The organism is Streptomyces tendae (assembly GCF_008632955.1).
Taxonomy (GTDB): Bacteria; Actinomycetota; Actinomycetes; order Streptomycetales; family Streptomycetaceae; genus Streptomyces.
The window spans coordinates 5,646,564-5,672,116 of the sequence record NZ_CP043959.1 but is presented as its reverse complement, the minus strand read 5'-3'; the positions used below and the strand labels follow the sequence as shown (position 1 = coordinate 5,672,116).

The following is a 25,553-nucleotide window of genomic DNA, read 5'->3' as shown; positions in this document are numbered from 1 at the left end:
GTTTGGGTGTTCGGGGGTCTGGGTATCAGCGCGCTTTTCGCGCTCCGGCGGGCGCTGCGCGACCGCTGCCCGACGGTCGGCCGCCCCATTGACGCCCCTGATTCACCCCTCTAACCTTCGTTCTCATACGTGGACGCCGTCTACGTAGGGAGATGACCTCAGGACCCCGCACGACGCCGGACCCACCTCGTAGGAGCCGCCCTGTGACCCCACCCACCTCCCGGGACGACCTGACCGTCACCGAGGTCCGCCTCACCCCGGTGCTGGTCGCCGACCCGCCCCTGCTCAACACCCAGGGCGTGCACCAGCCGTACACCCCCCGGCTGATCGTGGAGGTGGTGACCGCGGGCGGGACCACCGGCCTCGGCGAGACCTACGGCGACACCAAGTACCTGGAACTGGCCCGGCCGCTCGCCGACAAGCTCGTCGGACACCCGGCCGGCGACCTGAACCGGCTGTTCGCCGAGGCCGACGACATAGCCGTCGATGCCGCCCGGGTCTCCGGCCAGGTCGACGTCGGCGGACTGCGCGGCGTGCAGACCGCCGACAAGCTGCGGCTGTCCGTGCTCTCCGCCCTGGAGGTCGCCTGCCTCGACGCCCTCGGCAAGAGCCTCGGCCTGCCCGTGCACGCCCTGCTCGGCGGCAAGGTGCGCGACGCCGTCGAGTACAGCGCGTACCTGTTCTACAAGTGGGCCGACCACCCCGAGGGCGTGCCGGCGGAGAAGGACGACTGGGGCGCCGCCGTGGACCCGGCGGGCGTCGTCGAGCAGGCACGCCGGTTCAAGGAGGTGTACGGCTTCACGTCGTTCAAGCTGAAGGGCGGCGTCTTCCCGCCGGACGAGGAGATCGCCGCCGTCCGCGCGCTCGCCGCCGCGTTCCCCGGGCACCCGCTGCGTCTCGACCCCAACGGCGCCTGGTCCGTGGAGACCTCGCTCAAGGTCGCCGAGGAACTCGGGGACGTCCTGGAGTACCTGGAGGACCCCACCCTCGGTACACCCGCCATGGCCGAGGTGGCCGCCCGGACCGGAGTGCCGCTCGCCACCAACATGTGCGTGACGACGTTCGCCGAGATCAAGGAGGCGTTCACCCGGGACGCCGTCCAGGTGGTCCTCTCCGACCACCACTACTGGGGCGGCCTGCGCAACACCCAGCACCTCGCGGCGATCTGCCGCACCTTCGGCGTGGGCGTCTCCATGCACTCCAACACGCACCTGGGCATCAGCCTCGCCGCCATGACCCACGTGGCGGCCACCGTGCCCAACCTGCACCACGCGTGCGACTCCCACTACCCCTGGCAGTCCGAGGACGTCCTCACCGAGCGGCTCACCTTCGAGGGCGGCACCGTACGGGTCCCGGACGCGCCCGGCCTCGGCGTCGAACTCGACCGGGACCGGCTGGCCTCCCTGCACCGGCGGTGGCTGGACGACGACGGCGCGCTGCGCGACCGCGACGACGCGGCGGCCATGCGGACCGCCGAACCGGGCTGGACCCGGCCCACCGTGCCCCGCTGGTGACGGGTCCCGGAGCCGGCCCCGGCGACGGCGGACGGCACGGTCCCCGGGGCGTCCCGGCGTGACGGCGGCCGGCCTGTCGGCGGTGTGGTGCACACTGGCTGAAACCGCACCACGTCAGGGAGCGCACCGTGATGGCGTCCACCGGGAAGAGGAACGGGAAGAGGACCGGCAAGAGAGCCGGGCAGGCACCGGCCGCGGGACCCTGCCCGCCCCACGTCGACCCCCTCGCCGCCCTGCGCGGCCCGGACGGGCCCGCCTGGGACGTCTACCTCACCGGCACCGTCTTCCTGGACATCGTCTTCACCGGGCTCGGCTCCGCCCCCGTGCGCGGGACCGAGTCCTGGGCGCGCGGCATGGGGTCGAGCCCGGGCGGCGTGGCCAACATGGCCACCGCCCTGGCCCGGCTCGGCCTGCGCACCTCCCTCGCGGCCGCCTTCGGCGACGACCACTACGGCGAGTACTGCTGGGACGCGCTGGAGCAGGGCGAGGGTATCGACCTCTCCCCGTCCCGCACGGTCCCCGGCTGGCACTCCCCGGTCACCGTCTCCATGGCGTACGAGGGCGAGCGCACGATGGTCTCGCACGGCCACGAACCGCCCCCCGAGGAGCCCGCCCCGACTGCCCGCCCGCGCACGGGCCGCCGTCGCTCCCTCACCCCCGGCCGCAGCGCCCCCTGGATCGCGCAGGCCGCCCGCAAGGGCACCCGCATCTTCGGCGACGTCGGCTGGGACGACACGGGGGCGTGGGACCTGGCGGGCCTGGACGACCTCAGGTACTGCGAGGCGTTCCTGCCGAACGCCGAGGAGGCCATGCGCTACACCGGCACCGCCACCCCGCACGCCGCCGCCCACGCTCTCACCGAGCACGTCCCGGTCGCCGTGGTCACGCTGGGCGCGGAGGGCGCGTACGCGGTGGACCGGCGGACGGGGGAGACCGCGTCGGTGCCGGCCATCGAGGTGGAGGCGCTGGACCCGACGGGCGCGGGGGACGTGTTCGTCGCCGGCTTCGTCACCGGCACGCTGGCGGGCTGGCCGCTGGCCGACCGGCTGGCCTTCGCGGGACTGACGGCCGCGCTGTCCGTCCAGGAGTTCGGCGGCTCGCTGTCCGCGCCTGGCTGGGCGGAGATCGCCGGGTGGTGGCGCAGGGTGCAGTCGGTCGAGGGCCAGGACCCCTCCGCGCTGCGGCGCTACGGCTTCCTGGCCGGGCTGGTCCCGGAGGAGGCGGTGCGACCCTGGCCGCTGCGGCGGGCGGTGCCGACGATCGGGTTCCGCCGGTCGGCCTGAGACGGCGTCCTCGGGGAAGAGTGCGAACGGGGTCGATCGCCCGGTCGGATAAAAGGTCTACGGGCTTGTCACCCCCGCGTCGTACCCTGGGAGTCGCGAGGCCGCCCACAGCTGCGCGGCCGTGACGAGGAGGAACCGCAGGCCTCAGAGCCGGCCCATGACTCAGACACCCACAGCTCACACCCCCGCGCAGGGGGAGGCGAGAGTGCAGTTCACCGTTCCCGCCCAGCACCCCATGGTGACCGTGCTGGGATCCGGCGACTCCCTCCTGCGTGTGATCGAGAAGGCCTTCCCGGGGGCCGACATCCACGTCCGGGGCAACGAGATCAGCGCGGTCGGCGACGCCACGGAGGTCGCCCTCGTCTCGCGCGTGTTCGACGAGATGATGCTGGTGCTCCGCACCGGTCAGCCGATGACGGAGGACGCAGTGGAACGCTCGATCGCCATGCTCAAGGCGAGCGAAAGCGGGGAGAGCGACGGCCAGGAGACCCCGGCCCAGGTGCTCACGCAGAACATCCTGTCCTCGCGCGGTCGCACGATCCGCCCCAAGACGCTCAACCAGAAGCGTTACGTGGACGCGATCGACAAGCACACCATCGTCTTCGGCATCGGACCCGCGGGCACCGGCAAGACCTATCTGGCCATGGCCAAGGCCGTGCAGGCCCTGCAGTCCAAGCAGGTCAACCGCATCATCCTGACCCGGCCGGCGGTCGAGGCGGGCGAGCGGCTGGGCTTCCTGCCGGGCACGCTGTACGAGAAGATCGACCCGTACCTGCGCCCGCTGTACGACGCGCTGCACGACATGCTCGACCCCGACTCGATCCCCCGCCTGATGGCCGCGGGCACCATCGAGGTCGCGCCGCTGGCGTACATGCGCGGCCGCACGCTCAACGACGCGTTCATCATCCTGGACGAGGCCCAGAACACGAGCCCCGAACAGATGAAGATGTTCCTCACCCGCCTCGGCTTCGACTCGAAGATCGTGATCACGGGTGACGTGACCCAGGTGGACCTGCCCGACGGCACCAAGTCCGGTCTGCGGCAGGTGCAGGACATCCTGGAGGGCCTGGACGACGTCCACTTCTCCCGGCTGTCGTCGCAGGATGTCGTCCGGCACAAGCTGGTGGGCCGTATCGTCGACGCGTACGAGAAGTACGACAGCACGCACGGCACCGAGAACGGCACCCACAAGGGCGGCCGCGGCCGGTCCGGGCACAAGGGGAAGTAGACCGAGCACCAGATGTCGATCGACGTCAACAACGAGTCCGGAACCGAGGTCGACGAGCAGGCGATCCTCGACATCGCCCGCTACGCCCTCGCGCGGATGCGGATCCACCCGCTCTCCGAGCTCTCGGTGATCGTGGTGGACGCCGGCGCCATGGAGCAGCTGCACATCCAGTGGATGGACCTGCCCGGGCCCACGGACGTCATGTCGTTCCCCATGGACGAGCTGCGGCCCCCGTCGAAGGACGACGACGAGCCGCCGCAGGGGCTGCTCGGCGACATCGTGCTCTGCCCCGAGGTCGCCGCCAAGCAGGGCGAGGAAGCACCGACGCGGCACACCATGGACGAGGAGCTGCAGCTGCTCACCGTCCACGGTGTGCTGCACCTGCTCGGCTACGACCACGAGGAACCGGACGAGAAGGCCGAGATGTTCGGCCTTCAGGCGGCCATCGTGGACGGCTGGCGCGCGGAGAAGGGCCTCACCGGCCCGTCTCCGGCCCCGACCGTGTCATGAGCGCGCAACTCGTCCTGGGGGCCCTCGCGCTGGTCGTCGTCGCCTGGCTCGCCGCCTGCGCGGAGGCCGGCATCGCGCGCGTCTCCAGCTTCCGCGCCGAGGAAGCCGTACGCTCCGGCCGCCGGGGCAGCGCCAAACTCGCCCAGATCGCCGCGGACCCCACCCGCTACCTCAACGTGGCGCTGCTGGTCCGCATCATCTGTGAGATGTCCGCCGCCTCGCTGATCACCTACGGCAGCGTGCGCGAGTTCGACGGGACGGCCGAGGCGCTGCTGATCGCCATCGCCATCATGGTGCTCGTCTCCTACGTCGCCGTCGGGGTCTCCCCGCGCACCATCGGCCGGCAGCACCCGCTGAGCACCGGCACGGCCGCCGCATACGTGCTGGTGCCGCTGGCGCGGATCATGGGCCCCATCCCCTCGCTGCTGATCCTCATCGGCAACGCCCTCACGCCCGGCAAGGGCTTCCGGCACGGCCCGTTCGCCTCCGAGGCGGAGCTGCGCGCGCTGGTGGACCTCGCCGAGGCGGAGTCGCTGATCGAGGACGAGGAGCGCCGCATGGTGCACTCCGTCTTCGAGCTGGGCGACACCCTGGTGCGCGAGGTGATGGTGCCGCGCACCGACCTGGTGGTCATCGAGCGGTACAAGACCATCCGCCAGGCCCTCACCCTCGCCCTGCGCTCGGGTTTCTCCCGCATCCCGGTGACCGGCGAGAGCGAGGACGACATCGTCGGGATCGTCTACCTCAAGGACCTGGCCCGCAAGACGCACATCAGCCGGGACGCGGAGAACGAACTCGTCTCCACGGCGATGCGCCCGGCCTTCTTCGTGCCCGACACGAAGAACGCCGGCGACCTGCTGCGCGAGATGCAGAAGGAACGCAACCACGTCGCCGTCGCGGTCGACGAGTACGGCGGCACGGCGGGCATCGTCACCATTGAGGACATCCTCGAGGAGATCGTCGGCGAGATCACCGACGAGTACGACCGCGAACTGCCCCCCGTCGAGGAGCTGGGCGAGGACCGTTACCGGGTCACCGCCCGCCTCGACATCACCGACCTGGGTGAGCTGTACGGGCTGGAGGAGTTCGACGACGAGGACGTCGAGACCGTCGGCGGCCTGCTCGCCAAGCGCCTGGGCAGGGTGCCGATCGCGGACGCCTCGGCCGTCATGGAGCTGCCGGACGGGCGGGAGCTGCGGCTCACCGCGGAGTCCTCCGCCGGCCGCCGCAACAAGATCGTGACGGTGCTGGTGGAGCCGGTGGGCCCGGCGAAGCCCCCGGCCGGCGAGGAGGCGGGGGAGGAGTGACCCCGGCGCGGCTGCGCACGCTCTGCCTGTCCTTCAACGCGGCGGTGGAGGAATTCCCCTTCAACCCGGAGACCTCGGTCTTCAAGGTGCTGGGAAAGATGTTCGCCCTGACGGACCTGGGCGCGCGCCCGCTGAAGGTCAACCTCAAGTGCGACCCGCAGGACGCGATCCGGCTGCGCGCCGAGCACCCGGACCTGATCGTCCCGGGCTGGCACATGAACAAACGGCACTGGAACACGGTGACGGTGTCCGGCGGACCCCCCGGCGAGCTCCCGGACCGCCTGGTCAGGGAGCTGGTGGAGGACTCCTACGACCTGGTTGTGGCGGGCCTCCCCCGAGCCGCCCGCCTGCGCCTCGACCGCCCGTAGCGCCCCCTTATGCTCGGATCATGACCGAGACTCCCGACCTCGACCCCGAGGACCGCAAGATCGTCACCCTGGCCCGCTCCGTCCGCGCCCGCAACGGCGTGCCCGAGGGCGCGGCCGTACGTGACGAGACCGGCCGCACGTACGTCGCCGGTACGGTCGCCCTGGACTCGCTCCAGCTCAGCGCGCTGCGCACGGCGGTGGCGATGGCGGTGGCGTCCGGCGCGACCTCGCTGGAGGCGGCGGCGGTGGTGACGGAGGCGGAGTCGGCCTCCGCCGAGGACCGCGCGGCCGTACGGGACCTGGGCGGGGCGGACACGCCGGTGCTGGTGGCCGGGCCGGACGGCACGGTGCGGGAGACGGTCACGGCGGGCTGATCGGGACCCGGTCACGCCATCGCGGTGCTACCGCAGGTGGTCATGCCCGATGGGGAGCCGGAATCCCCCCGGAGGCAAGCGATGCGGAACGGGTCTGTCCCCGGCGGCGGGCGCGGTCCGGGGCCCGTTCACGCCGGGCTTCGCCGAGCCGGCCCCGCAGCGCCGGTGACGTCCGCGACGTCGTCCCGGACGGCCTCCGCCCGGTGCCGAGCGCCCTGAATGGTCCGAGCGGGTCCGGGGATCAGGGAGAATGGGCGGCATGAGTGTTCGTACCCAGTCATCCGAGCAGCCGGCCGACGCCGTCCACCGGGCCGGTTTCGCCTGCTTCGTGGGCCGTCCCAACGCGGGCAAGTCCACCCTCACGAACGCTCTGGTCGGGCAGAAGGTGGCGATCACCTCCAACCGGCCGCAGACCACCCGGCACACCGTGCGGGGCATCGTGCACCGGCCGGAGGCGCAGCTGATCCTGGTGGACACCCCCGGGCTGCACAAGCCGCGCACCCTGCTCGGCGAGCGGCTGAACGATGTCGTGCGCACCACCTGGGCCGAGGTCGACGCGATCGGGTTCTGCCTGCCCGCCGACCAGAAGATCGGGCCCGGCGACCGCTTCATCGCCAAGGAACTGGCCGGGATCAAGAAGACCCCGAAGGTCGCCGTCGTCACCAAGACCGACCTGGTGGACAGCAAGGCGCTGGCCGAGCAGCTGATCGCCGTCGACCAGCTCGGCAAGGAGCTGGGCATCACCTGGGCGGAGATCGTCCCGGTGTCGGCCACCGCGGGCAAGCAGGTCGAGCTGCTGGCGGACCTGCTGATCCCGCTGATGCCCGAGGGCCCCGCGCTGTACCCGGAGGGCGACCTCACCGACGAGCCCGAGCAGGTCATGGTCGCCGAGCTCATCCGCGAGGCCGCCCTGGAAGGCGTCCGCGACGAGCTCCCGCACTCCATCGCGGTGGTCGTCGAGGAGATGCTGCCGCGCGAGGACCGCCCCGCCGACAAGCCGCTGCTCGACATCCACGCCAACCTCTACATCGAGCGCTCCAGCCAGAAGGGCATCGTCATCGGCCCCAAGGGCAAGCGCCTGAAGGACGTCGGCATCAAGTCCCGCAAGCAGATCGAGGCGCTCCTCGGTACGCCCGTCTTCCTCGACCTGCACGTGAAGGTCGCCAAGGACTGGCAGCGGGACCCCAAGCAGCTGCGCCGCCTCGGGTTCTGAGCGGCACCGGCTCCGTCAGCCGCGCTGTTCGCGCAGCATCTCCTTGTACCAGCCGTACGAGGCTTTTGGGGTGCGCCGCTGGGTCGTGAAGTCCACGTGGACCAGGCCGAAGCGGCGCCCGTACCCTTCCGCCCACTCGAAGTTGTCCATGAGGGACCACACGAAGTAGCCGCGTACGTCCACGCCCGCCTCCACCGCCTGGTGCAGGGCGCGGACGTGGCCGTCGAGGTAGGCGATGCGGTCGGTGTCGTCCAGGCCCTCGTACGCGCAGCCGTTCTCCGTGACGACGACCGGGGGGAGCCGGTCGCCGTACCGCGCACGGAACGTGGTGAGCAGTTCCGTCAGCCCGTCCGGGACCACCGGCCAGCCGAAGTCCGTCGCCGGGTACCCCTCGATCTCCCGTACGGAGAAGGGAAGTTCGGCCGGCATCCGGACACCGCCGAACTCGATCTCGGCTCCCTGCGGCGCCCCCACCCGCGTCGGCGCGTAGTAGTTGATCCCGTACCAGTCGAGTGGTTCGGCGATGACCTTCAGGTCCGCCTCGACGTCGCCCGGCATCAGCTCGCCGATGCCCTCGGGATAGCGGCCGAGCAGCAGCGGGTCGGCGAACAGGCGGTTCAGCAGGACGTCGTAGAAGTCCGCCGCCGCCACGTCCGCCTCGTCCCCCGAGGCGGCCCAGGCCGGGCCGTGGGAGTTCGCGATGCCGACGTCGCCGGCCCCGGCCGCGCGCAGCGCCCGTACCGCCAGGCCGTGCGCCAGCAGCTGGTGGTGGGCCACCGGCAGCGCGTCGAACAGCAGCGTCCGGCCGGGCGCGTGCACCCCGAGCGCGTGCCCCAGCAGGGTGTGCTCGGCGGGCTCGTTCAGCGTGATCCACTTCTTCACCCGGTCGCCCAGGCGCGCGGCGACCCGCGCCACGTACTCCGCGAACCGCTCCGCCGTGTCCCGCTCCAGCCAGTCCAGGTCCGCCGGCAGGTCCCAGTGGAACAGCGTCGGCACCGGCCGTACGCCCGCCGCCAGCAGGTCGTCGACCAGCCGGTCGTAGAAGTCCAGGCCGCCCTCGGCCCGCACCCGCGGCCAGGACACCGAGAAGCGGTACGCGTCCACGCCCAGGTCCGCGAGCAGCGTCACGTCCTCGCGGTGGCGGTGGACGTGGTCGCAGGCCACCGCCGCCGTGGAGCCGTCCCGCACCTTCCCGGGCTCGGCCGTGAACACGTCCCATACCGACCTCTCGCGCTCGTCGGCTGCCCCCTCGATCTGGTGCGCCGAGGTCGACACACCCCACAGGAAGCCGGCCGGGAAACGGGGCATCGGGTTCGTCGTCGCCATGCCCCGGATCATCCGCACCGCCACCACGGGGCGTCAACGCCCCCGCGCCACAAGCCTGTCAGGCGCCTTCCTTCAGCACCCTCCTGACCAGCGTCCGCTGTTCCTCCGTCAGCCGGGGGTCCGCGCAGTACACCGTTCTGCCGTCCACCGTGATCCGGTAGCTGAAACCGTCCGGGACGCCGGCCGGCGGGGTCGTTCCGCCGGCCGCCACGGCCCGTTCCGCCAGCGCGTGCCACTCGTGGGCGTCGGCCCGTCCCGAGGTGTCCACCTCGGCCTGCCGCTCGATCCCCGCGAAGCCGCCCGTGCGCCGCACCTGAATACGCATGGTCCGTGTCTAGTACGGAACTACAGCGTGCGCACCCCCACCCGCTCCCACGCCTTGGTCACCGCCACCAGTTCCTCGCCCTCCCCGAACCGGGCGCGCGCCGCCTTCACGGTGAGCGTCGCGAAGTCGGTGAACTGCGCGTCCTGGTCCAGTTCCCCGCCGGTCAGCACGTCGTACCAGACCTGCCCGGCGCGCTCCCAGGCGTTGCCGCCCAGGGTGGTGGCCGCCAGGTAGAACGCGTGGTTGGGGATGCCCGAGTTGATGTGCACGCCGCCGTTGTCCCGGCCGGTGTGCACGTAGTCGTCCATCGTCGCCGGCTGCGGGTCCTTGCCGAGCACGTCGTCGTCGTACGCCGTGCCGGGTTCCTTCATCGAGCGCAGCGCCACGCCGGTGACGCGGGGGGCGAGCAGCCCGGCGCCGATCAGCCAGTCGGCCTCCCCGGCGGTCTGGCCGAGCGTGTACTGCTTGATGAGCGCGCCGAAGACGTCCGACACCGACTCGTTGAGCGCGCCCGACTGGCCGAAGTAGTCCAGGTTCGCCGTGTACTGCGTGACGCCGTGGGCGAGTTCGTGGCCGATGACGTCGACGGCGATGGTGAAGTCGAGGAAGATCTCGCCGTCCCCGTCGCCGAAGACCATCTGCTCGCCGTTCCAGAAGGCGTTGTTGTACTCGCGGTCGTAGTGGACGGTGGCGTCCAGCGGCAGTCCGCTGCCGTCGATGGAGTCCCGGCCGAACTCCTTGAGGAACAGGTCGAAGGTGGCGCCGAGACCGGCGTAGGCACGGTTGACGGTGGCGTCCTGGCCGGGTTCCTCGCCCTCGCCGCGCGCCTTCTCGCCGGGCAGCTCGGTGCCGTGCCCGGCGTCGTACACGGTGCGCTGCGGTGTGCCGGGCTCGGCCCCGGCGAGCGTGGCGACGGCCGGTGCGCCGACCACCGTGGTCAGCCGGCGTTGGGTGCGTTCGTAGGCGTCGCGGCGCAGGGTGCGGCGCGCGGGCCGTGGAGCAGGGGTCCTCGGCCTGGAGAGCCGGTCGAGGACGTGCGGCGGGACGATGGTGCAGAAGACGGGCCGGAGGCCCCCGTTCGTCGTCATGTCGGCACCATCGCACTGTGTGACGGTGCTGTCACTACCCGCAACAATGACGGATGAAATTCCGTGCCATCCCGTCTGTCCCGTGCCGCGGGAGTGGTATACGGCACTCTTTGTCCTGTTCGTCCGCCGGATCCCGCATACTGATACGGAACCCCGCACGGTGGGCGACTCGGTTAAGCTGCGGAGCATCATGTACTTCGGGCTGCTTCTCCTTAGCTGCCGCGGTGAGGGTCTGCGTTAGAGGCCGACCCCCTCCCCGCGGAGTCTGGCGCTGCGCCGTCGGCCGTCCCCCAGGACATTCCGCGGACCATCGAGGAGCCCCCGCATCATGGCGAACCGCCAGCAGCCCAGCCCTATGCCGATCCACAAGTACGGCCGGTACGAGCAGGTCGACATCCCCGACCGCACCTGGCCCGACCAGCGGATCACCGCCGCGCCCCGCTGGCTCTCCACCGACCTGCGTGACGGCAACCAGGCTCTGATCGACCCCATGTCGCCCGTGCGCAAGCGCGCCATGTTCGACCTGCTGGTACGCATGGGCTACAAGGAGATCGAGGTCGGCTTCCCCTCCTCGGGACAGACCGACTACGACTTCGTCCGCTCCATCATCGAGGACCCGGACGCCATTCCGGACGACGTCACCATCTCCGTGCTGACCCAGGCCCGCGAGGACCTGATCGAGCGCACGGTGGAGTCCCTGAAGGGTGCCAGGCGCGCCACCGTCCATCTGTACAACGCCACCGCGCCGGTCTTCCGCCGGGTCGTCTTCCGCGGCTCCAAGGACGACATCAAGCAGATCGCCGTCGACGGCACCCGCCTGGTGGTGGAGTACGCCGAGAAACTGCTGGGCCCGGAGACGGAGTTCGGCTACCAGTACAGCCCGGAGATCTTCACCGACACCGAGCTGGACTTCGCGCTGGAGGTCTGCGAGGCGGTGATGGACGTCCACCAGCCCGGCCCGGGCCGCGAGATCATCCTCAACCTGCCCGCCACGGTGGAGCGTTCGACCCCGTCCACGCACGCCGACCGCTTCGAGTGGATGCACCGCAACCTCTCCCGGCGCGAGTACGTCTGCCTGTCCGTCCACCCGCACAACGACCGCGGCACCGCCGTCGCCGCCGCCGAACTGGCCGTCATGGCCGGCGCCGACCGCGTCGAGGGCTGCCTGTTCGGCCAGGGCGAGCGCACCGGCAACGTCGACCTGGTCACCCTGGGCATGAACATGTTCTCGCAGGGCGTCGACCCGCAGATCGACTTCTCCGACATCGACGAGATCCGCCGTACGTGGGAGTACTGCAACCAGATGGAGGTCCACCCGCGCCACCCGTACGTGGGCGACCTGGTCTACACGTCCTTCTCCGGCTCCCACCAGGACGCCATCAAGAAGGGCTTCGACGCCATGGAGGCCGACGCGAAGGCCAAGGGCGTCACCGTCGACGACATCGAGTGGGCGGTCCCGTACCTGCCCATCGACCCCAAGGACGTCGGCCGTTCCTACGAGGCGGTCATCCGGGTCAACTCGCAGTCCGGCAAGGGCGGTGTGGCGTACGTCCTGAAGAACGACCACAAGCTGGAACTGCCGCGCCGGATGCAGATCGAGTTCTCGAAGATCATCCAGGCCAAGACGGACGCCGAGGGCGGGGAGATCACGCCGGCCGACATCTGGTCGGTCTTCCAGGACGAGTACCTGCCGAACCCGGACAACCCCTGGGGCCGTATCCAGGTCGCCGCCGGCCAGTCCACCACCGACCGCGACGGCGTGGACACCCTCACCGTGCAGGCCACGGTCGACGGTGAGGAGACCACCCTGGTCGGCACCGGCAACGGCCCGATCTCGGCCTTCTTCCACGCCCTGCAGGGCATCGGCATCGACGTACGCCTGCTGGACTACCAGGAGCACACCATGAGCGAGGGCGCCTCCGCGCAGGCCGCCTCGTACATCGAGTGCGCCATCGGCGACAAGGTGCTGTGGGGCATCGGCATCGACGCCAACACCACCCGCGCCTCGCTGAAGGCGGTCGTCTCCGCGGTCAACCGCGCGGCACGCTGATCAGCCGGTAGAGGTCACTGCCGGGCCCGGTCCGCCGTCAGCGGCGGGCGGGGCCCGGCGTCGGTTACCGGCCAATCACTGTGGAGGTCACGGAAAGGTCTCGTCCCGGGTACTGACTCCACCTCCCGGATGTGGCTAACATCACGCAGACGCGGCGACGGTGCTGTGGCGTTGATGGAGGTGCGACGTGCTGCCAGAACGGGGACCCGACGGCCGTACCTCCGCACGCGCGCGCCTGTTCGGCACCCGCGCCGCCTGGACCGCCGTCGGCGACGGGGAGTTCTTCTGCCCCGGCTGCGGCGGGGACCGCAACTACCAGCGGCTGACCGGCCGCCGCCGCTTCACCGTGCTGGGTGTGCCCGTGCTGCCGCGCGGGGCCTGCGCGCCGACCGTCGAGTGCGCCGCCTGCCGCCGCCACTTCGGCACCGACGTGCTGGACCACCCCACCACCACCCGCTTCTCCGCGATGCTGCGGGACGCCGTCCACACCGTCGCCCTCGCCGTGCTCGCCGCGGGCGGCGCCTGCTCCCGCGCCGCCCTGGAGACCGCCGCGGCCGGAGTGCGCGCGGCCGGCATCGAGGACTGCACGGAGGAGCAGCTCGCCGCGCTGGTCGAGGCGCTGGAGGCGGACACCGGACGTTTCACCGGTGAGCCGTGTGTGGCGGGCCTGTCCATCGAGCTGCACGAGGCGCTGGACCCGCTGGCGCCCCATCTGGCCGGCCCGGGCCGCGAGGCGATCCTGCTCCAGGGCGCCCGGATCGCCCTCGCCGACGGCCCGTACACCCCCGCCGAACGCGACGCCCTCGCCACGGTGGGCGCGGCCCTCACCATCTGCTCGGACGACGTCGGCCGCCTCCTGGCGGCGGCCCGCACGCCGTCCTGAACCCTGGGGCGACTCGCGCCCTCAGCGCAGCTCCAGGTGCATGATCCTGCGGTGTTCGCCCGAGCCGAAGTAGTCACGGCGCAGGCCCCCGTCCGGTTCCTCGGGGCGGAAGCCCAGGGAGCGGTAGAGGAGGATCGCGGCGCGGTTGGCGGGCTCGACCGTCAGGCGCACCTGCTCGATGCCGTCCTCACGCAGCCGCGCCAGGATCTCCGTCATCAGCTCCCGGCCCAGCCCGTGCCGGCGGTGCCCCTCGGTCACGCACAGGCCGAGGATCCAGCTGTCCCGGCTGAACGCCGTGGTCGCGGCCAGGACGTAGCCGCGCAGTCCGCCCGTGCCGTCGTCCAGGACCAGGAAGTGCTCGGAGTACACGTCGAACAGCTGGCGCAGCAGGAAGGCCGGATACGCGACCTCCTGGAACACCTCCTCGTCGAGCCGGCGCAGCTCGGGCAGATCGGACTCCCGGGCCCCCCGCAGGACCGGGGCACCCGGTCCGGGTGACCCGCCGGGGTCCCCGAGGTGCCCGTGCCGGTCCAGCGTGCGCTCCAGCGGTTCGGCGGTCATGCCACCCCCAGTCGGGACGTGCGGACGTCAACGCGAACGCACCGGCGCGTTCACCCGGGAGGATTGCGGCTCCCGGTGGCGGCCGGTGGCGTCTTCTGGCTAGAGTGAGCCGTCAACTCACCGCGTGCAAGGGCGAGTTCGGGTGTGCACGGAGATGCTGACGTGCGCCTGCCGTGCGCCCGTCATAGAGGACTGGCGTGTTCCTGGCTGTCTCCGCGTGCCACTTCGGCCTACCGTGCGAGAACCGGAGATGCTGCTTCACCTGCCGACGTTCGCCGGAACGCGCAGTCAGGGCACACGGTCTTGTCCGACACTGAATGGAACGCGGCAGGGTGATGATGGACCGAAACGCCGACGCCCCGTGGTCGAAGTTCGATCCTGAGGCCTATGTCGACGCCAACTACCGCAACCCCCTCGAGGTCGATCTGCTGATCGTGCGGCTGATGCGCGACTACTTCGGGAAGTGCTTCGCGGACGGCGTCCCGGACTCGGTGCGCGGCGTCGACGTGGGTGCCGGTGCGAACCTCTACCCGGCGCTGTCGATGCTGCCCTGGTGCGAGAAGGTCCTGCTGCTGGAGTACGCCCGGCCCAACGTGGAGTACCTGGAGAAGCAGGCGTCCCCCGCGGGGTACGACGTGGTCTGGGACCCCTTCTGGGACCAGCTGGGCAAGCACCCCGCCTACGCGGACGTCGAGCCGAGGGGACGCTTCGGCGAGATCGTGCGCGTGGAGCGGGCCAACCTCCTGGACCTCGACGGCCAGCGCCGCTGGGACATCGGGACCATGTTCTTCGTCGCCGACTCCATGTCGGAGTGCCCCGACGAGTTCCGCCGCGGCGTGACCTGCTTCATGGGCGCGCTGAACGAGGGCGCCCCGTTCGCCACCGCCTTCATGAAGGAGTCGGTCGGTTACCAGGTCGGCGACCACCGGTATCCGGCCTACCGGGTGGACGAGCAGGGGGTACGCGACTCCCTGCGGGACTGGGCCGACGACCTGGAGATCCACGATCTGCACCACATGGTCCGGACGGGACACGAGGGCATCATCCTCGCCCTGGGACGGCGGAATTCGGCGATTGCCGACACGTAGGAACGGGGACCATGTCTGCACACGGGCAACCGGATCTGTACGAGGGGTAGGGGGATGCAGATCAAGCCGCGCCAGCATTTGCTGGACATCTGGCGAGCCGCGGCCCGCCACTCGTTCGACGACGGCAAGCTCGTCTGGGGGGACACCGACGGGCTGAGCAGTGTCGCGGACGCCGAACGGCTGCTCTGCCTGCTCTACCCCGCCACCGAGATCCCCGCCTTCCGCCTGGACCAGCCGGACACCACCGAGCGGGACGTGCTCCAAGCACTGGAGCGCGTCGGCAGCCGGCTGGAGATCCCGCCGAACCTGATCACCGCGCTGACCCAGTTCATGCGCACCCACACCGGGCCCGACGACAGCCCCACCTTCGCCGGCGGACCGTACTTCAAACCGGTCGACCCGGGCGACGAACTCACCTATGAGCAGGGCAAGTTAGGCGTCGTCGACTCCTACTCCATGTCGGTCACCCTGTGCCTGGCCACCCTCGGCTTCCTCAAGGTCTACGAGAGCAGCACCACCCGCCCCGAAGTGCGCCGGGCGCTCGGCGAACTCCGGGACGCCACCAACACGCGGCTGACCGCCGCGATGATCAGCCTGCTGCGCTCCTTCACGGTGAACGTGTTCGACGCCGAGTCCGAACAGGGCCGACGGCTGATCCAGGTCATCGGCCAGAACCGGCACTCCGACCGGGCGGTGCTCCAGCAGTTCTCCCGCCGCTTCCGCCCGCTGCGCGCCACCATCATCGAGAGCCTCAGCCGCGGCATCCAGGTCGACGAGTCCATCCGCGACGAGAGCCAGCTCTTCGAGTGCGGCTGGGCCTGGGGCGTGGTCAAGGACGCCCCCCGGATCACCGACCTGGACCTCCAGGTGGCCGGCCAGCCCGACGGCATCGCCGACCGGCTGCCGTACGTGTACTTCACCGTCGTCGCCCTCGACGGCATCCAGGACCTGTTCTCCGAGCGCACCCTCACCCTCGGGCTGCTCGACGCCGACCAGCAGAAACTCGCCGAGGCACTGCGGCTGCGCTGGGAACTGAGCCAGCAGTACTGGTCGGCCGTCGCCCGCTTCGGCTCCGAGCGCTGGCCCCTGGAGGACCTGCCCTGGCAGACCACCGGACTGCGCCTGGAGTCGGAGTACTTCTCCCTCACCGTCGCGGCCATCCTGGTCCACGACCTGGTGCGCCGGAAGGCCACCGACGACGACCTCACCCGCACCGTCGCCATCATGGAGCGCCTCGCCGACCGCGGCCGCGTCACCAGCCGGATGACCAGGAACGACCCCGTCGTCCGGCTGCACGACCCGGGCGTGCTGATGCCGCTCGCCGGGTCCGAGCGGTCCGGGTCGCTGCTCCAGTGGCGGATGACCGACTTCTCCGCCCAGCTGCTGAAGCGGACCGTCCAGCTCGCCGAGCTGTCGCGGAACATCGACGCCCAGGACCGGCTGCTGCGCCTGGCCGAACAGACCTTCGAACACCTGTGGAACCGCAGGATCGAGGACGGCCACGGCGCCGGCCTCTGGGACGACGTACGGGCCGTCTTCCCGGACGCCCGCGACGTCAACCGCCGCCTGTCCTGGAGCGTCACCGAGCGCGTCACCGAGTGCCTGGTGGCCGCCCGCAACATGTACGAGCAGCAGCCCATCCGCAGCCCGGAACTCGCCGAGCTGGCCCGGGACCTGCTCAGCGAGGCGACCCACCTGTTCGGCAAGGAACAGCTGGAGGCGTCCACCACCGCCGACGGCAGCCGCGGCCGGGCGATGCGGAGCATAGAGAGCCGGCTCGACCACGCCCGCAGCCTGGTCGACGACCGGCCCGCCACCGCCTTCGCGCTCGCCCTGCCCGTGCTCCAGGAACTCGACACCCTGGCCCAGGCCCGGGACGCCGCAGCGCAGGAGGGCTGAGCCGTGCTCGTCTTCGCGGCCTCCGACAAGGGAGGCACGGGCCGCTCGGTCACGAGCGCCAACCTGGCCTACCAGCGCGCCCTCGTCGGCGACCACGTCGCCTACGTGGACTTCGACTTCGGCTCGCCCACCGCCGCCGCCGTCTTCGACGTGCCCAGCGCGCTGCGCGGCACCGAGGAACGGGGCCTGCACTCCTACCTGGAGGGCGAGGTCACCGAACCGGCCAGCATCGACATCTGGCGGCAGACCGAGCACACCGTGCTGCGCGCCCGGCAGAACCAGGCCGGGCGGCTGGTGCTCTACCCCGGCGACGCGGGCGGCGGCGAGTTCGCCACCGGCGAGGACGCGCTGGAGCGCTGCATCGACCTGCTGCTGCGGCTCAACAGCGAGTTCGACCTCGTCATGGTCGACCTCAGCGCCGGCCGCAGCTACGCCGTCGACCTGGTCCTGGCGGCCACGGCCCACCTCCGGATGCGCCATGTCGCCTACCGCTGGCTGGTCTTCCACCGCTGGACCCGGCAGCACGTCATCGCCGCCGCCGGGCTGGTCCACAAGGAGAACGGCATCCTGCGCGGCGGCGTCGACCGCGGGCACGACGAGGCGGCCCTGCGGGGCAACATCCGCTTCGTCCGGGCCGCCGTGCCCGACCCCGAGTCGGCCATGTGGGCGCAGGGCTCGCCCGCCCAGGCGGCGTGGATGCAGTCCTGCAACAAGGCGCTGCGCCGGCTCGCCTCCGACCAGCACATCGGCGACAGCGTGGTGCTCGGCACCGTACCGCTGGAGCCGATCCTGCAGTGGCGCGAGCAGCTGATCACCGAGGACGACGTGCTCGCCACCCAGATCGCCAACAAGGAGACGCTGGAGGCGCTCGAGGAGATCGCCCGGCGGCTCACCGACGACGCGCACTGGGGGCTGCCATGACCGAAGCGGTGTTCCGTGAGACCACCGCCGAACCGCGCACCCAGGCGGTGCCGCTGTCCCACCTCTCCCTGGAGCTGGGCCACCTGTACATGGAGGACTTCGAGGCCGGGGCGGGCCACCTGCGCCGGCACTTCGCCCGGGTGCGGCCCTGGGTGGAGGCCGCCCGCGCCGACGCGCGCGACCGGGCCGGCGGGAAGCGCCCCCGTGTCAGCACCTGCTTCCTCGTCGACGACTACTTCGCCCGCTTCGCCGGCCCCGCCGACGTCGTGCCCCTGCTGCTGGCGGAGGCCGAGCGCGCCGGGCTGACCGTCGACTACCTGGCCCGCGAGTCCGGCTGCGCCGTCACCGGAAAGGTGCCGGTCGCCGAGGCGGTGGCCGCCCGCATCGTCGAGGAACCGCCGCCCGGCAGCTACGGCCACCGGCCGCCGACCGCGCGGACCGGCTGGCTGGCCAACGGGGTGCGCAGCCCCACCGCCCGCGCCCCCCAGGCGATGCGCAAGGCCACCGCCTGGCAGCCGCCCACCGAGACCGCCGCCCGCCGCCACTCCGTGTTCCTGGACGTCGAGCTGTGGAACGACGGTGCCGACGGGGCGCGCCTGTGGTCCTGCCCCTTCCTGGCCGCCGTGTGGCAGCTCGCCCGCCTCGGGCTGCTCCGCCACCAGGGCGAGGCCGTCTTCGCCGCGGAGCCGCACACCGGTGCCGCGTTCCCCGACGACTGGGACGACCTCCCCCCGCTGGTGCGGCTCAACCCCCGGGCGGACCCCTTCGCCGCCTACCGGACCTGCTCCGTGCTCCCCAACCGCTTCCTGCCCGTCGAGCACGCCGTGCGGGTGATCCTCGACCAGACCGACGTGGACCGCGAGGCGCTGGCCCAGGTCGCCGAACGCTCCGGGCGCGAGGGCGTGCCCGTCCCCGGCCCGGTGACCGACCGCGTCTCCTACGTCTACTACGAGGGGGCCTGAGGTGCGGGCGTCGGCGGGGGGACCCGGCGTGCGGCCGGAGACGGCCGCACCGGGCGCCGTGCTCGCCTGCGGCGAGGTCCGCACCTGTCTGCTGCCGGCCGCGCAGGCCCTCGACAGCCGCGCCGCCGCCCAGCTGCTGCGGCTGCGCGCCGACGAGCGGGTCCTGGTGTCCGAGCGCCCCAACCTCTACGGACGCTCCCCGGACACCCTGACCGGCGTCGACTGCCCGCTGCCCAGCGCCAACGGCGCCCGGGTCCGCGCGGTCGGCACGGTCGCCGCGCGGGCCGCGCTCACCGAGGGCCGGGTGCTGCAGACCTCCGCCTCCTTCCGCCTCACCGCCTCCGGGCCCGACCACCGCCGCCCCTGGGGCGACTACCTGGTGCGGCCCGGACTGGTCGAGCCGCTGGGGAAGCTGCCCCGCGACGCGGTCGCCGACGGCCTCCTCGACGGCGGACGCCACGGCGACCTCGACGTCGGACTGATCGCCGGCGGGCTGCTCACCCGGCTGCTGCGGCACCCGCTGCTCGACCAGCGGCCGCCCCTCAGGTCCCGGCCCACCCGGCTGCGCTGGGTGGCGCTGACCGCGCCGCAGGGCGAGCCGCCCGCCCTGGAGCGGTTCACCCTCGCCGAGGACGAGCTGCGCACCGTACGGCTGCGGGTCCCCGAGGGCACCCCGGCCGCGGACCTGGCCGGGCTCTGCGACGACCTCGCCCTGCACGACTGGCTGCTGACCACCCTGGTCCGTGTCCTCGACGGCATCCGCCTGGGCCCCGCCGGATCCCGGTCCTGGCCCCGCACCGGCCCGGACGGTGATCTGCCGCCGGCGGTGCGGGCGTTGCGGCCCGCCGTCGACCATCTGCTGCACCTGTGGATGCCGCGGGCCCGGGTGTCCGGGGAACTGGCCCCGCTGTGGGAGGCGCTGGAGGAGCGGCCCGGGTTCACCCGGCAATGGCTCGCCCTGGTGCAGCGCGTCCGCGACCAGCTCACCCTGCACGCGATCCCGCCGGCGCACCGGGAGGTGGAACCCGCCCCCTGATCCCCGCCCACGAGACGCCCACCAGCCGTGAGCGGACTCGACCGGACCCCCACGCACAAGTACGCATCCCGAACCGACGTGTTTCCCAACGGGGGGAGAAGCGAGATGAGCACGGCACAGTCACCCCAGCCCGACAACGCGACCGGCCCGCCGGGCACGGTGGGCACACCCGAACACCCCGACGGCCGCGCACCGGCACCGCCCGGCCGCGACACACCGCCCCGCACCCCGGACGGCACCGGGGCCGACGGACCGGACCGGCACCCCGAGCCCACTCCCTGGCCGCGCCGGCTGCTGGTCGGCCTGGTGGTCGGACTGCTCGCCTGGGGCGTCGCCGCGCTGCTCGGCCCGGAGGACGGTGCCGCCCGGCAGCTCGGCGCCGCCGCGCTGTGCGCCGTGGCCGCCGTCGTCGTCCAGCACCTCGTCCTGGTCCCGGACCGGGCGGCCGAGGAGCGGGCCCGGCGGGCGGAGAGCCTGCTGGCCGAGACCGCCGACTCCGTACGCGGCGGCTTACGGCGCTACGACGAACTGCGGCACGGCCTGAACCGGCACACCGAGGACATGAAACAGCTCGTCGAGACACGCCTGGTGCCGCCGGCCCGGCCGGCCGAGCCCGAACCGCCGTCACCGGCCGTGGTGCGCATCGACTCCGTGTCCGACCTCGCCACCAACTTCGCGGAGGTCCTCGCCCCCGGCCTGCCGATCCTCTCCACCTTCGTCCGGCTGGAGATGCAGCGGGTGATCGGGCACATGACCGACCTCACCACCCTCACCGCGGAGTGCCCGGGCGAGAACCACGACTGGATGCTCACCCTCACCCGGGCCGCGGAGAAGTCGATCAGCGCCACCAGCACCTCCGTCGACCGGCAGTTCTGGAACAGCGAGCCCGCCAGCCGCTATCTGCACGCCCAGAAGGAGGCCATCGAGCACGGTGTGCCGGTGCGGCGGCTGTTCCTGCTGGAGAGCGCGCGGGAGCTGGACGACCGGCTGCTGCGGCTGTGCGAGGAGCAGGAGGTGCTGCACATCGAGGTGCGCGTGGCCGTCCTGCCGGAGCTGCCGCCGCATCTGCTGCGCGGCACCACCAACGACTTCATCGTCTACGACGAGGCGGTGTCCTTCGAGATCGACCAGGACCTGCGCGACGTCAACATCCGGACCCGGCTGATCGCCCGTCAGGACCATGTGCACGACCGGATGAAGCGTTTCCGGGAACTCTGGGAGGCCGGCATGAGCCTGCGCGAGCTGGAGGTGCGGGTCGACGACGAGGAGGACGGCACCTGGATGGTCGACCGGGGCTGACCTCCCGCAGTACCCCCCCGGTACTCCCGGGGGAGTAACGGCCGCGCTCCGGCCGCCCGCCGCAGTACCCGCCGTCTCGGTCTCACGCCGGACGTCCCGGCTCCTCGCCGCCGGAAGGCTGGACAGCGTATCCAGACGACCGGACCGGAGGGGAGCCGAGGCCATGGGGCCAGTCAGGACGGGCACACGGGGGCGGCGGGCCGTGCCCTGGGCGGTGGCGGGGCTGTGGGTGGCGGCGCTGGTGCTGCTCTGGCCGCTCGCCGGCAAGTTCGCCGACGTGCAGCAGAACCGGGCGGTCGACTACCTGCCCGACAGCGCCGATTCGACGCAGGTGGCGCGCGTCCAGGACGAGCTGCCCGGCGGCGAGTCCACCGATCTCGTGGTGGTCTACCACCGCGACGGCGGGCTGACCGCCGCCGACCGGAGGACGGCCGCCGGGCAGATCGCCGAGGTGGAACGGGCGTACGAGCTGTCGGAGGTGCCGCGGGGCGTTCCCTCCGCGGACGGCAGCACGCTGATGTACCCGGTCTCCAGCACGCGGCCCGGGCAGGACGAGGAGGCGCAGCTCGCCTTCGTCGACGGGGTGCGGGAGGCCGTCGGGGGGACGGGCGGACTGAGCGCCGAGGTCGGCGGGTCCGGGGCGGTCGGCTCCGACATGGACGAGGTGTTCGACACCATCGACGGCACGCTGCTGACAGCCACGCTCGGCGTGGTCACCGTGCTGCTGGTGCTGATCTACCGCAGCCCGTTCCTGTGGCTGGTGCCGCTCGCCGTGGCGGGCGCCGCGACCGTCCTGGCGATGGCCGCCGCGTACGGCACGCACGAGCTGTTCGGCATCACGATCACCGGACAGAGCGGCGGCATCATGACCGTCCTCGTGCTCGGCGCCGGGACCGACTACGCGCTGCTGCTGGTCTCCCGTTACCGCGAGGAACTCCGCCGCCACGAGCGGCCGTACGACGCCATGCGGGCCGCCCTGCGCGGCTGCGGTCCCGCCGTGCTCGCCTCCTCGGGCACGGTCGCCGCCGGACTGCTGTGCCTGCTCGCCGCCGACCTCAACAGCAGCAGCGGCATGGGTCCCGTCGGCATGGTCGGGGTGCTCGCCGCGCTGGTCGCGATGACGACGCTGCTGCCCGCCGTCCTGGTGCTGCTCGGGCGGCGCGTGTTCTGGCCGCTGATCCCGGCCTACGGCAGCGCGCCGAAAGCACGGCGGTCGCTGTTCGCCGCCATGGGCACGTCCGCCACCCGCCGGCCCGCGGCCGTGCTGACCGGTGGCGCGGTGCTCCTCGGCGCGCTCGCCCTGGGCACGCTCAACCTGGGCGGCGACCTCCGTCAGGAGGACGGCTTCACCGACCGGCCCGAGTCCGTCAGCGCGATGCGCACGCTGGCGGAGGAGTACCCGGAACGCGGCGCCCAGCCGATCACCGTGATCGCGCCCGCCGGGGACGCCGACGAGGTCGTGGAGCGGGTCCGGAAGACGGAGGGTGTCGCCGAGGCCGCCGCGGGACGGGCCGGCGGCACCTGGGCCGAGATCACCGTGTTCGCCACCGCGCCGCCGGAGTCGGCGGGGGAGACCCGCACCATCGGGGCCCTGCGCGACACGCTCGACGGCACCGGCGCCCATGTCGGCGGGCCCAGCGCGGAGCAGCTCGACCTCGCCCGCAGCGAGGCGCGGGACCGCGCGGTGATCGTGCCGCTGGTGCTCGGCGCCGTGTTCCTGATCCTCGTCCTGCTGCTGCGCAGCCTCGTCGCCCCGCTGCTGCTGCTCGGCGCGGTGGTCGCCGTCTGGGGCGCGGCGCTCGGCATCGGCGGGCTGGTGTTCGGGCCGCTGCTGGGCTTCGCCGGCACCGACCCCGGGATCGGGCTGCTGTCCTTCGTGTTCCTGGTGGCCCTCGGCGTCGACTACGGCATCTTCCTCATGCACCGCATGCGGGAGGAGTCCCTGAACGGTGCCGAACCCGAGGCGGCCGCCCTCACCGCGCTGCGCACCACGGGCGGGGTCATCGCCTCCGCGGGCGTCGTGCTCGCCGCGACGTTCGCGGTGCTCACCACCCTCCCCCTGGTCGCGATGGTCGAACTCGGCTTCGTCATCGCCGTCGGCGTCCTTCTCGACACCTTCCTGGTCCGCACCTACCTGGTCACCACGGCGAGTGTGCTGCTGGGACGCCGGATGTGGTGGCCGGGCCCGCTGTCCCGCACGCCCGAGCCGGAACGCGGTGAGCGGCAGCCGGAGCCGGTGTGATCCGCCCGTACGACCGTGACAGCGCGCCCCTCCCTCGCGGAGGGGCGCGCTCCTCCCCGAGGATGGACCCCGTGCACCCGACGACAGCACAGGCAGCCGAGCCAGCCCGGACCGGGAACTCCCGTGACCGGAACTCCGTCACCCCGCACCCCGGGCGTACGGAACCGAGGCGCACGGAGCCCCGGACGTCACGCACCGCGGACTCCCGTACCAGGGACGGCGTCATCACCGCGCTCAGCCGTGACCCCCTGACCCGCCCGCACGCCTTCCGCAACGACGCGGTGCTCGCCGCGTGCACCGCCGCCCTGGGCGTCACGCTGGCGCTGCTGACCGACGACGGCCGCCGGCCCGACGCGCTCGGCTGGGTCCTGCTGCTCGCCGCCCATGTGCCGCTGGCCTGGCGGCGGAAACGGCCGCTGCCGGCGCTCCTGGCGGCGCTGGCCCCGGTCGTGCCGTACCACGCTTTGGACAACCACCACGGGGCGCCCGTGGCCGCGACCGTGGTGGCCCTCTACACGGTCGCCGCGACCGGCACCCCGCGCCGGACGCTGCTGATCGGCACCGTCGTCATCGGCACCACCCTCACCGTGAACGCCCTCACCAACCCAGACGGGTTCACGGAACTCGTCCGCATCACCGGCTGGGTCGTCGCCGTCCTCTTCCTGGGCCTCGACGTCCGCCACTACCGGCGCTACGTCGCCGCGATCGTCGAACGCGCGGAGCGGGCGGAACGCACCCGCGAGGAGGAGGCACGCCGCCGGGTCGCCGAGGAACGCCTGCGCGTGGCACGCGACCTGCACGACCTGCTCGCCCACAGCATCACCCTCATCGGGGTGCAGACGTCGGTCGCCGCGCACGTCCTGACCGCCGACCCCGGGCGTCTCGACCGGACGGCCGTGGCCAAGGCCCTCGACGACATCGCCGGCACCTGCCGCACCGCACGCGGTGAACTGCGCGCCACCCTGGAGGTGTTGCGCGACAACACCGGCCCCGATGACGCCCGGGGGCCGCTCGCGGGGCTCGACGGGCTGCCCGACCTGGTGGAGGGCGCGCGGCTGGCCGGCGCCCGGGTGGAGCACGACGTGCGGGTCACGGAGCCGGTGCCGCCCGCGGTCGGCGCCGCCGCCTACCGCGTGGTGCAGGAGGCGCTGACCAACGCGGTGCGCCACGCCGGACCGGAGCCCGCCGTGCGCGTCGACCTGAGCGGCGGGGACGGAGTGCTGCGGCTGACCGTCACCGACGACGGCACGGGCCCCGTCCCGGGCGGCACCCCCGGCTTCGGGCTCCTCGGCATGCGGGAGCGGGCCCGCAGCGTGGGCGGCACGCTGGAGGCCGGACCACGGGCGGGCGGGGGCTTCCAGGTGACCGCGACGCTGCCGCTGACCACCACGACCCGGGAAGGGGCCACCGGATGACCGTCCGCGTCCTGCTCGCCGACGACCAGACCCTCGTGCGTGAGGCGTTCGCGATGCTCGTCGAGTCGGCGCCCGGGATGGAGGTCGTCGGCCAGGCCGCCACCGGCCGGCAGGCGGTGGAACTCGCCCGCAGCGAGCGGGCCGACCTCGTCGTCATGGACATCCGGATGCCGGACCTCGACGGCATCGAGGCGACCCGCCTGATCGCCGAGGACGACGACCTCGCCGGGGTCAGGGTGCTCGTCCTCACCACCTACGACACGGACGAGAACATCGTGGACGCGCTGCGGGCCGGGGCCTCCGGCTTCCTGGTGAAGGACACCCGGCCCGCCGAACTCCTCGCCGCCATCCGCACGGTGGCGGCCGGCGACGCGCTCCTGTCGCCCGGGCCCACGGCCCGCCTGATCGCACGGTTCCTGAGCAGCCCCGCGCTGCCCGTGACCGCGGGGCCCGACTGCCTGTCCGAACGTGAGCGGGAGGTCCTGGCGCTGGTCGCGCGCGGCCTCAACAACACGGAGATCGCCGAGGCGCTGGGGCTCAGCCCGCTCACCGCCAAGACTCACGTGAGCCGGACGATGGGCAAGCTCGGCGCCCGCGACCGGGCCCAACTCGTCATCGTGGCTTACGAGTCGGGACTGGTCGCAGCGGGCGGGGTGTGACC

General features: G+C 72.4%; 23 protein-coding genes. 19 read left to right on the top strand and 4 right to left on the bottom strand.

The genetic code is table 11. The annotated features are described in order from the left end of the window. Positions 1 to 152 precede the first annotated feature (152 nt). The 8 genes from F3L20_RS26110 to era all read left to right on the top strand — a co-directional run bounded on the left by F3L20_RS26110 (position 153) and on the right by era (position 7,797). Positions 153 to 1,514 carry a glucarate dehydratase family protein gene (locus F3L20_RS26110; RefSeq protein ID WP_240810759.1) on the top strand — a complete coding sequence of 454 codons (1,362 nt, stop codon included), beginning with the start codon at positions 153 to 155 and terminating at the stop codon, positions 1,512 to 1,514. Between the two features lie 131 nt (positions 1,515 to 1,645). Then, a complete protein-coding gene (locus F3L20_RS26105) occupies positions 1,646 to 2,797 on the top strand; it encodes a carbohydrate kinase family protein (protein ID WP_150156423.1) in 1,152 nt (383 codons plus the stop codon). A gap of 157 nt (positions 2,798 to 2,954) precedes the next feature. Then, positions 2,955 to 4,025 (top strand): PhoH family protein, encoded by a 1,071-nt coding sequence (locus F3L20_RS26100; protein WP_145825646.1) that lies wholly within the window; start codon positions 2,955 to 2,957, stop codon positions 4,023 to 4,025. Between the two features lie 12 nt (positions 4,026 to 4,037). Continuing rightward, complete coding sequence (gene ybeY, locus F3L20_RS26095) at positions 4,038 to 4,535, top strand: rRNA maturation RNase YbeY (RefSeq protein ID WP_024888363.1); 498 nt, start codon at positions 4,038 to 4,040, stop codon at positions 4,533 to 4,535. Beyond that, complete coding sequence (locus F3L20_RS26090) at positions 4,532 to 5,842, top strand: hemolysin family protein (protein WP_145825645.1); 1,311 nt, start codon at positions 4,532 to 4,534, stop codon at positions 5,840 to 5,842. The genes ybeY and F3L20_RS26090 overlap by 4 nt, the downstream gene beginning before the upstream one ends. Continuing rightward, the gene (locus F3L20_RS26085) at positions 5,839 to 6,210 is read left to right on the top strand and encodes an MmcQ/YjbR family DNA-binding protein (protein WP_145825644.1); all 372 of its coding nucleotides are present in this window, start codon (positions 5,839 to 5,841) and stop codon (positions 6,208 to 6,210) included. The genes F3L20_RS26090 and F3L20_RS26085 overlap by 4 nt, the downstream gene beginning before the upstream one ends. 20 nt (positions 6,211 to 6,230) lie before the next feature. Further along, positions 6,231 to 6,584: a cytidine deaminase gene (locus F3L20_RS26080; RefSeq protein ID WP_150156422.1), complete on the top strand. Its 354-nt coding sequence runs from the start codon at positions 6,231 to 6,233 to the stop codon at positions 6,582 to 6,584. A gap of 259 nt (positions 6,585 to 6,843) precedes the next feature. Next, positions 6,844 to 7,797, top strand: coding sequence for a GTPase Era (gene era, locus F3L20_RS26075; RefSeq protein WP_167534614.1), 954 nt, complete (start codon positions 6,844 to 6,846; stop codon positions 7,795 to 7,797). 15 nt (positions 7,798 to 7,812) lie between these two features. On the opposite strand, the gene F3L20_RS26070 is transcribed toward era, so the two are convergent. The 3 genes from F3L20_RS26070 to F3L20_RS26060 are packed head-to-tail and all read right to left on the bottom strand — an operon-like array spanning position 7,813 to position 10,536. Next, positions 7,813 to 9,123: a GH1 family beta-glucosidase gene (locus F3L20_RS26070; RefSeq protein ID WP_167534613.1), complete on the bottom strand. Its 1,311-nt coding sequence runs from the start codon at positions 9,121 to 9,123 to the stop codon at positions 7,813 to 7,815. A gap of 58 nt (positions 9,124 to 9,181) precedes the next feature. After that, a complete protein-coding gene (locus F3L20_RS26065; RefSeq protein WP_150156419.1) occupies positions 9,182 to 9,448 on the bottom strand; it encodes a protealysin inhibitor emfourin in 267 nt (88 codons plus the stop codon). Between the two features lie 20 nt (positions 9,449 to 9,468). Then, positions 9,469 to 10,536, bottom strand: a complete 1,068-nt coding sequence (locus F3L20_RS26060; protein WP_150156418.1) for a M4 family metallopeptidase — start codon at positions 10,534 to 10,536, stop codon at positions 9,469 to 9,471. Between the two features lie 328 nt (positions 10,537 to 10,864). On the opposite strand from F3L20_RS26060, the gene leuA reads away from it, so the two are divergent. Both leuA and F3L20_RS26050 read left to right on the top strand, forming a co-directional pair. Further along, the gene (gene leuA, locus F3L20_RS26055) at positions 10,865 to 12,586 is read left to right on the top strand and encodes a 2-isopropylmalate synthase (protein WP_150156417.1); all 1,722 of its coding nucleotides are present in this window, start codon (positions 10,865 to 10,867) and stop codon (positions 12,584 to 12,586) included. 187 nt (positions 12,587 to 12,773) lie between these two features. Further along, the gene (locus tag F3L20_RS26050; RefSeq protein WP_150156416.1) at positions 12,774 to 13,469 is read left to right on the top strand and encodes a TerB family tellurite resistance protein; all 696 of its coding nucleotides are present in this window, start codon (positions 12,774 to 12,776) and stop codon (positions 13,467 to 13,469) included. A 21-nt stretch (positions 13,470 to 13,490) separates the two neighbouring features. On the opposite strand, the gene F3L20_RS26045 is transcribed toward F3L20_RS26050, so the two are convergent. Continuing rightward, positions 13,491 to 14,030, bottom strand: coding sequence for a GNAT family N-acetyltransferase (locus tag F3L20_RS26045; protein WP_150156415.1), 540 nt, complete (start codon positions 14,028 to 14,030; stop codon positions 13,491 to 13,493). Positions 14,031 to 14,365: 335 nt separating this feature from the next. Here F3L20_RS26045 and F3L20_RS26040 point away from each other — a divergent pair, with 335 nt between their 5' ends. The 9 genes from F3L20_RS26040 (at position 14,366) to F3L20_RS26000 (ending at position 25,551) form a co-directional block, all read left to right on the top strand. Beyond that, positions 14,366 to 15,118, top strand: coding sequence for an SCO2525 family SAM-dependent methyltransferase (locus F3L20_RS26040; protein WP_167534612.1), 753 nt, complete (start codon positions 14,366 to 14,368; stop codon positions 15,116 to 15,118). A gap of 54 nt (positions 15,119 to 15,172) precedes the next feature. Continuing rightward, on the top strand, positions 15,173 to 17,017 hold the full coding sequence (locus tag F3L20_RS26035; protein ID WP_150156413.1) for an SCO2524 family protein: 1,845 nt from the start codon (positions 15,173 to 15,175) through the stop codon (positions 17,015 to 17,017). A 3-nt stretch (positions 17,018 to 17,020) separates the two neighbouring features. Then, complete coding sequence (locus F3L20_RS26030; protein ID WP_150156412.1) at positions 17,021 to 17,938, top strand: SCO2523 family variant P-loop protein; 918 nt, start codon at positions 17,021 to 17,023, stop codon at positions 17,936 to 17,938. After that, positions 17,935 to 18,900, top strand: a complete 966-nt coding sequence (locus F3L20_RS26025) for an SCO2522 family protein (protein WP_150156411.1) — start codon at positions 17,935 to 17,937, stop codon at positions 18,898 to 18,900. The genes F3L20_RS26030 and F3L20_RS26025 overlap by 4 nt, the downstream gene beginning before the upstream one ends. Positions 18,901 to 18,928: 28 nt before the next feature. Then, the gene (locus F3L20_RS26020) at positions 18,929 to 19,936 is read left to right on the top strand and encodes an SCO2521 family protein (RefSeq protein WP_150156410.1); all 1,008 of its coding nucleotides are present in this window, start codon (positions 18,929 to 18,931) and stop codon (positions 19,934 to 19,936) included. Positions 19,937 to 20,041: 105 nt separating this feature from the next. Then, entirely contained in the window at positions 20,042 to 21,235 is a 1,194-nt protein-coding gene (locus F3L20_RS26015; protein WP_150156409.1) for a hypothetical protein, read from the top strand. 163 nt (positions 21,236 to 21,398) lie between these two features. After that, positions 21,399 to 23,477 (top strand): MMPL family transporter, encoded by a 2,079-nt coding sequence (locus F3L20_RS26010; protein WP_150156408.1) that lies wholly within the window; start codon positions 21,399 to 21,401, stop codon positions 23,475 to 23,477. Positions 23,478 to 23,701: 224 nt separating this feature from the next. Next, the gene (locus F3L20_RS26005; protein WP_240810965.1) at positions 23,702 to 24,892 is read left to right on the top strand and encodes a sensor histidine kinase; all 1,191 of its coding nucleotides are present in this window, start codon (positions 23,702 to 23,704) and stop codon (positions 24,890 to 24,892) included. Further along, positions 24,889 to 25,551 (top strand): response regulator, encoded by a 663-nt coding sequence (locus tag F3L20_RS26000; RefSeq protein ID WP_150156406.1) that lies wholly within the window; start codon positions 24,889 to 24,891, stop codon positions 25,549 to 25,551. Before F3L20_RS26005 ends, F3L20_RS26000 begins: the two co-directional genes overlap by 4 nt. Positions 25,552 to 25,553 lie beyond the last annotated feature (2 nt).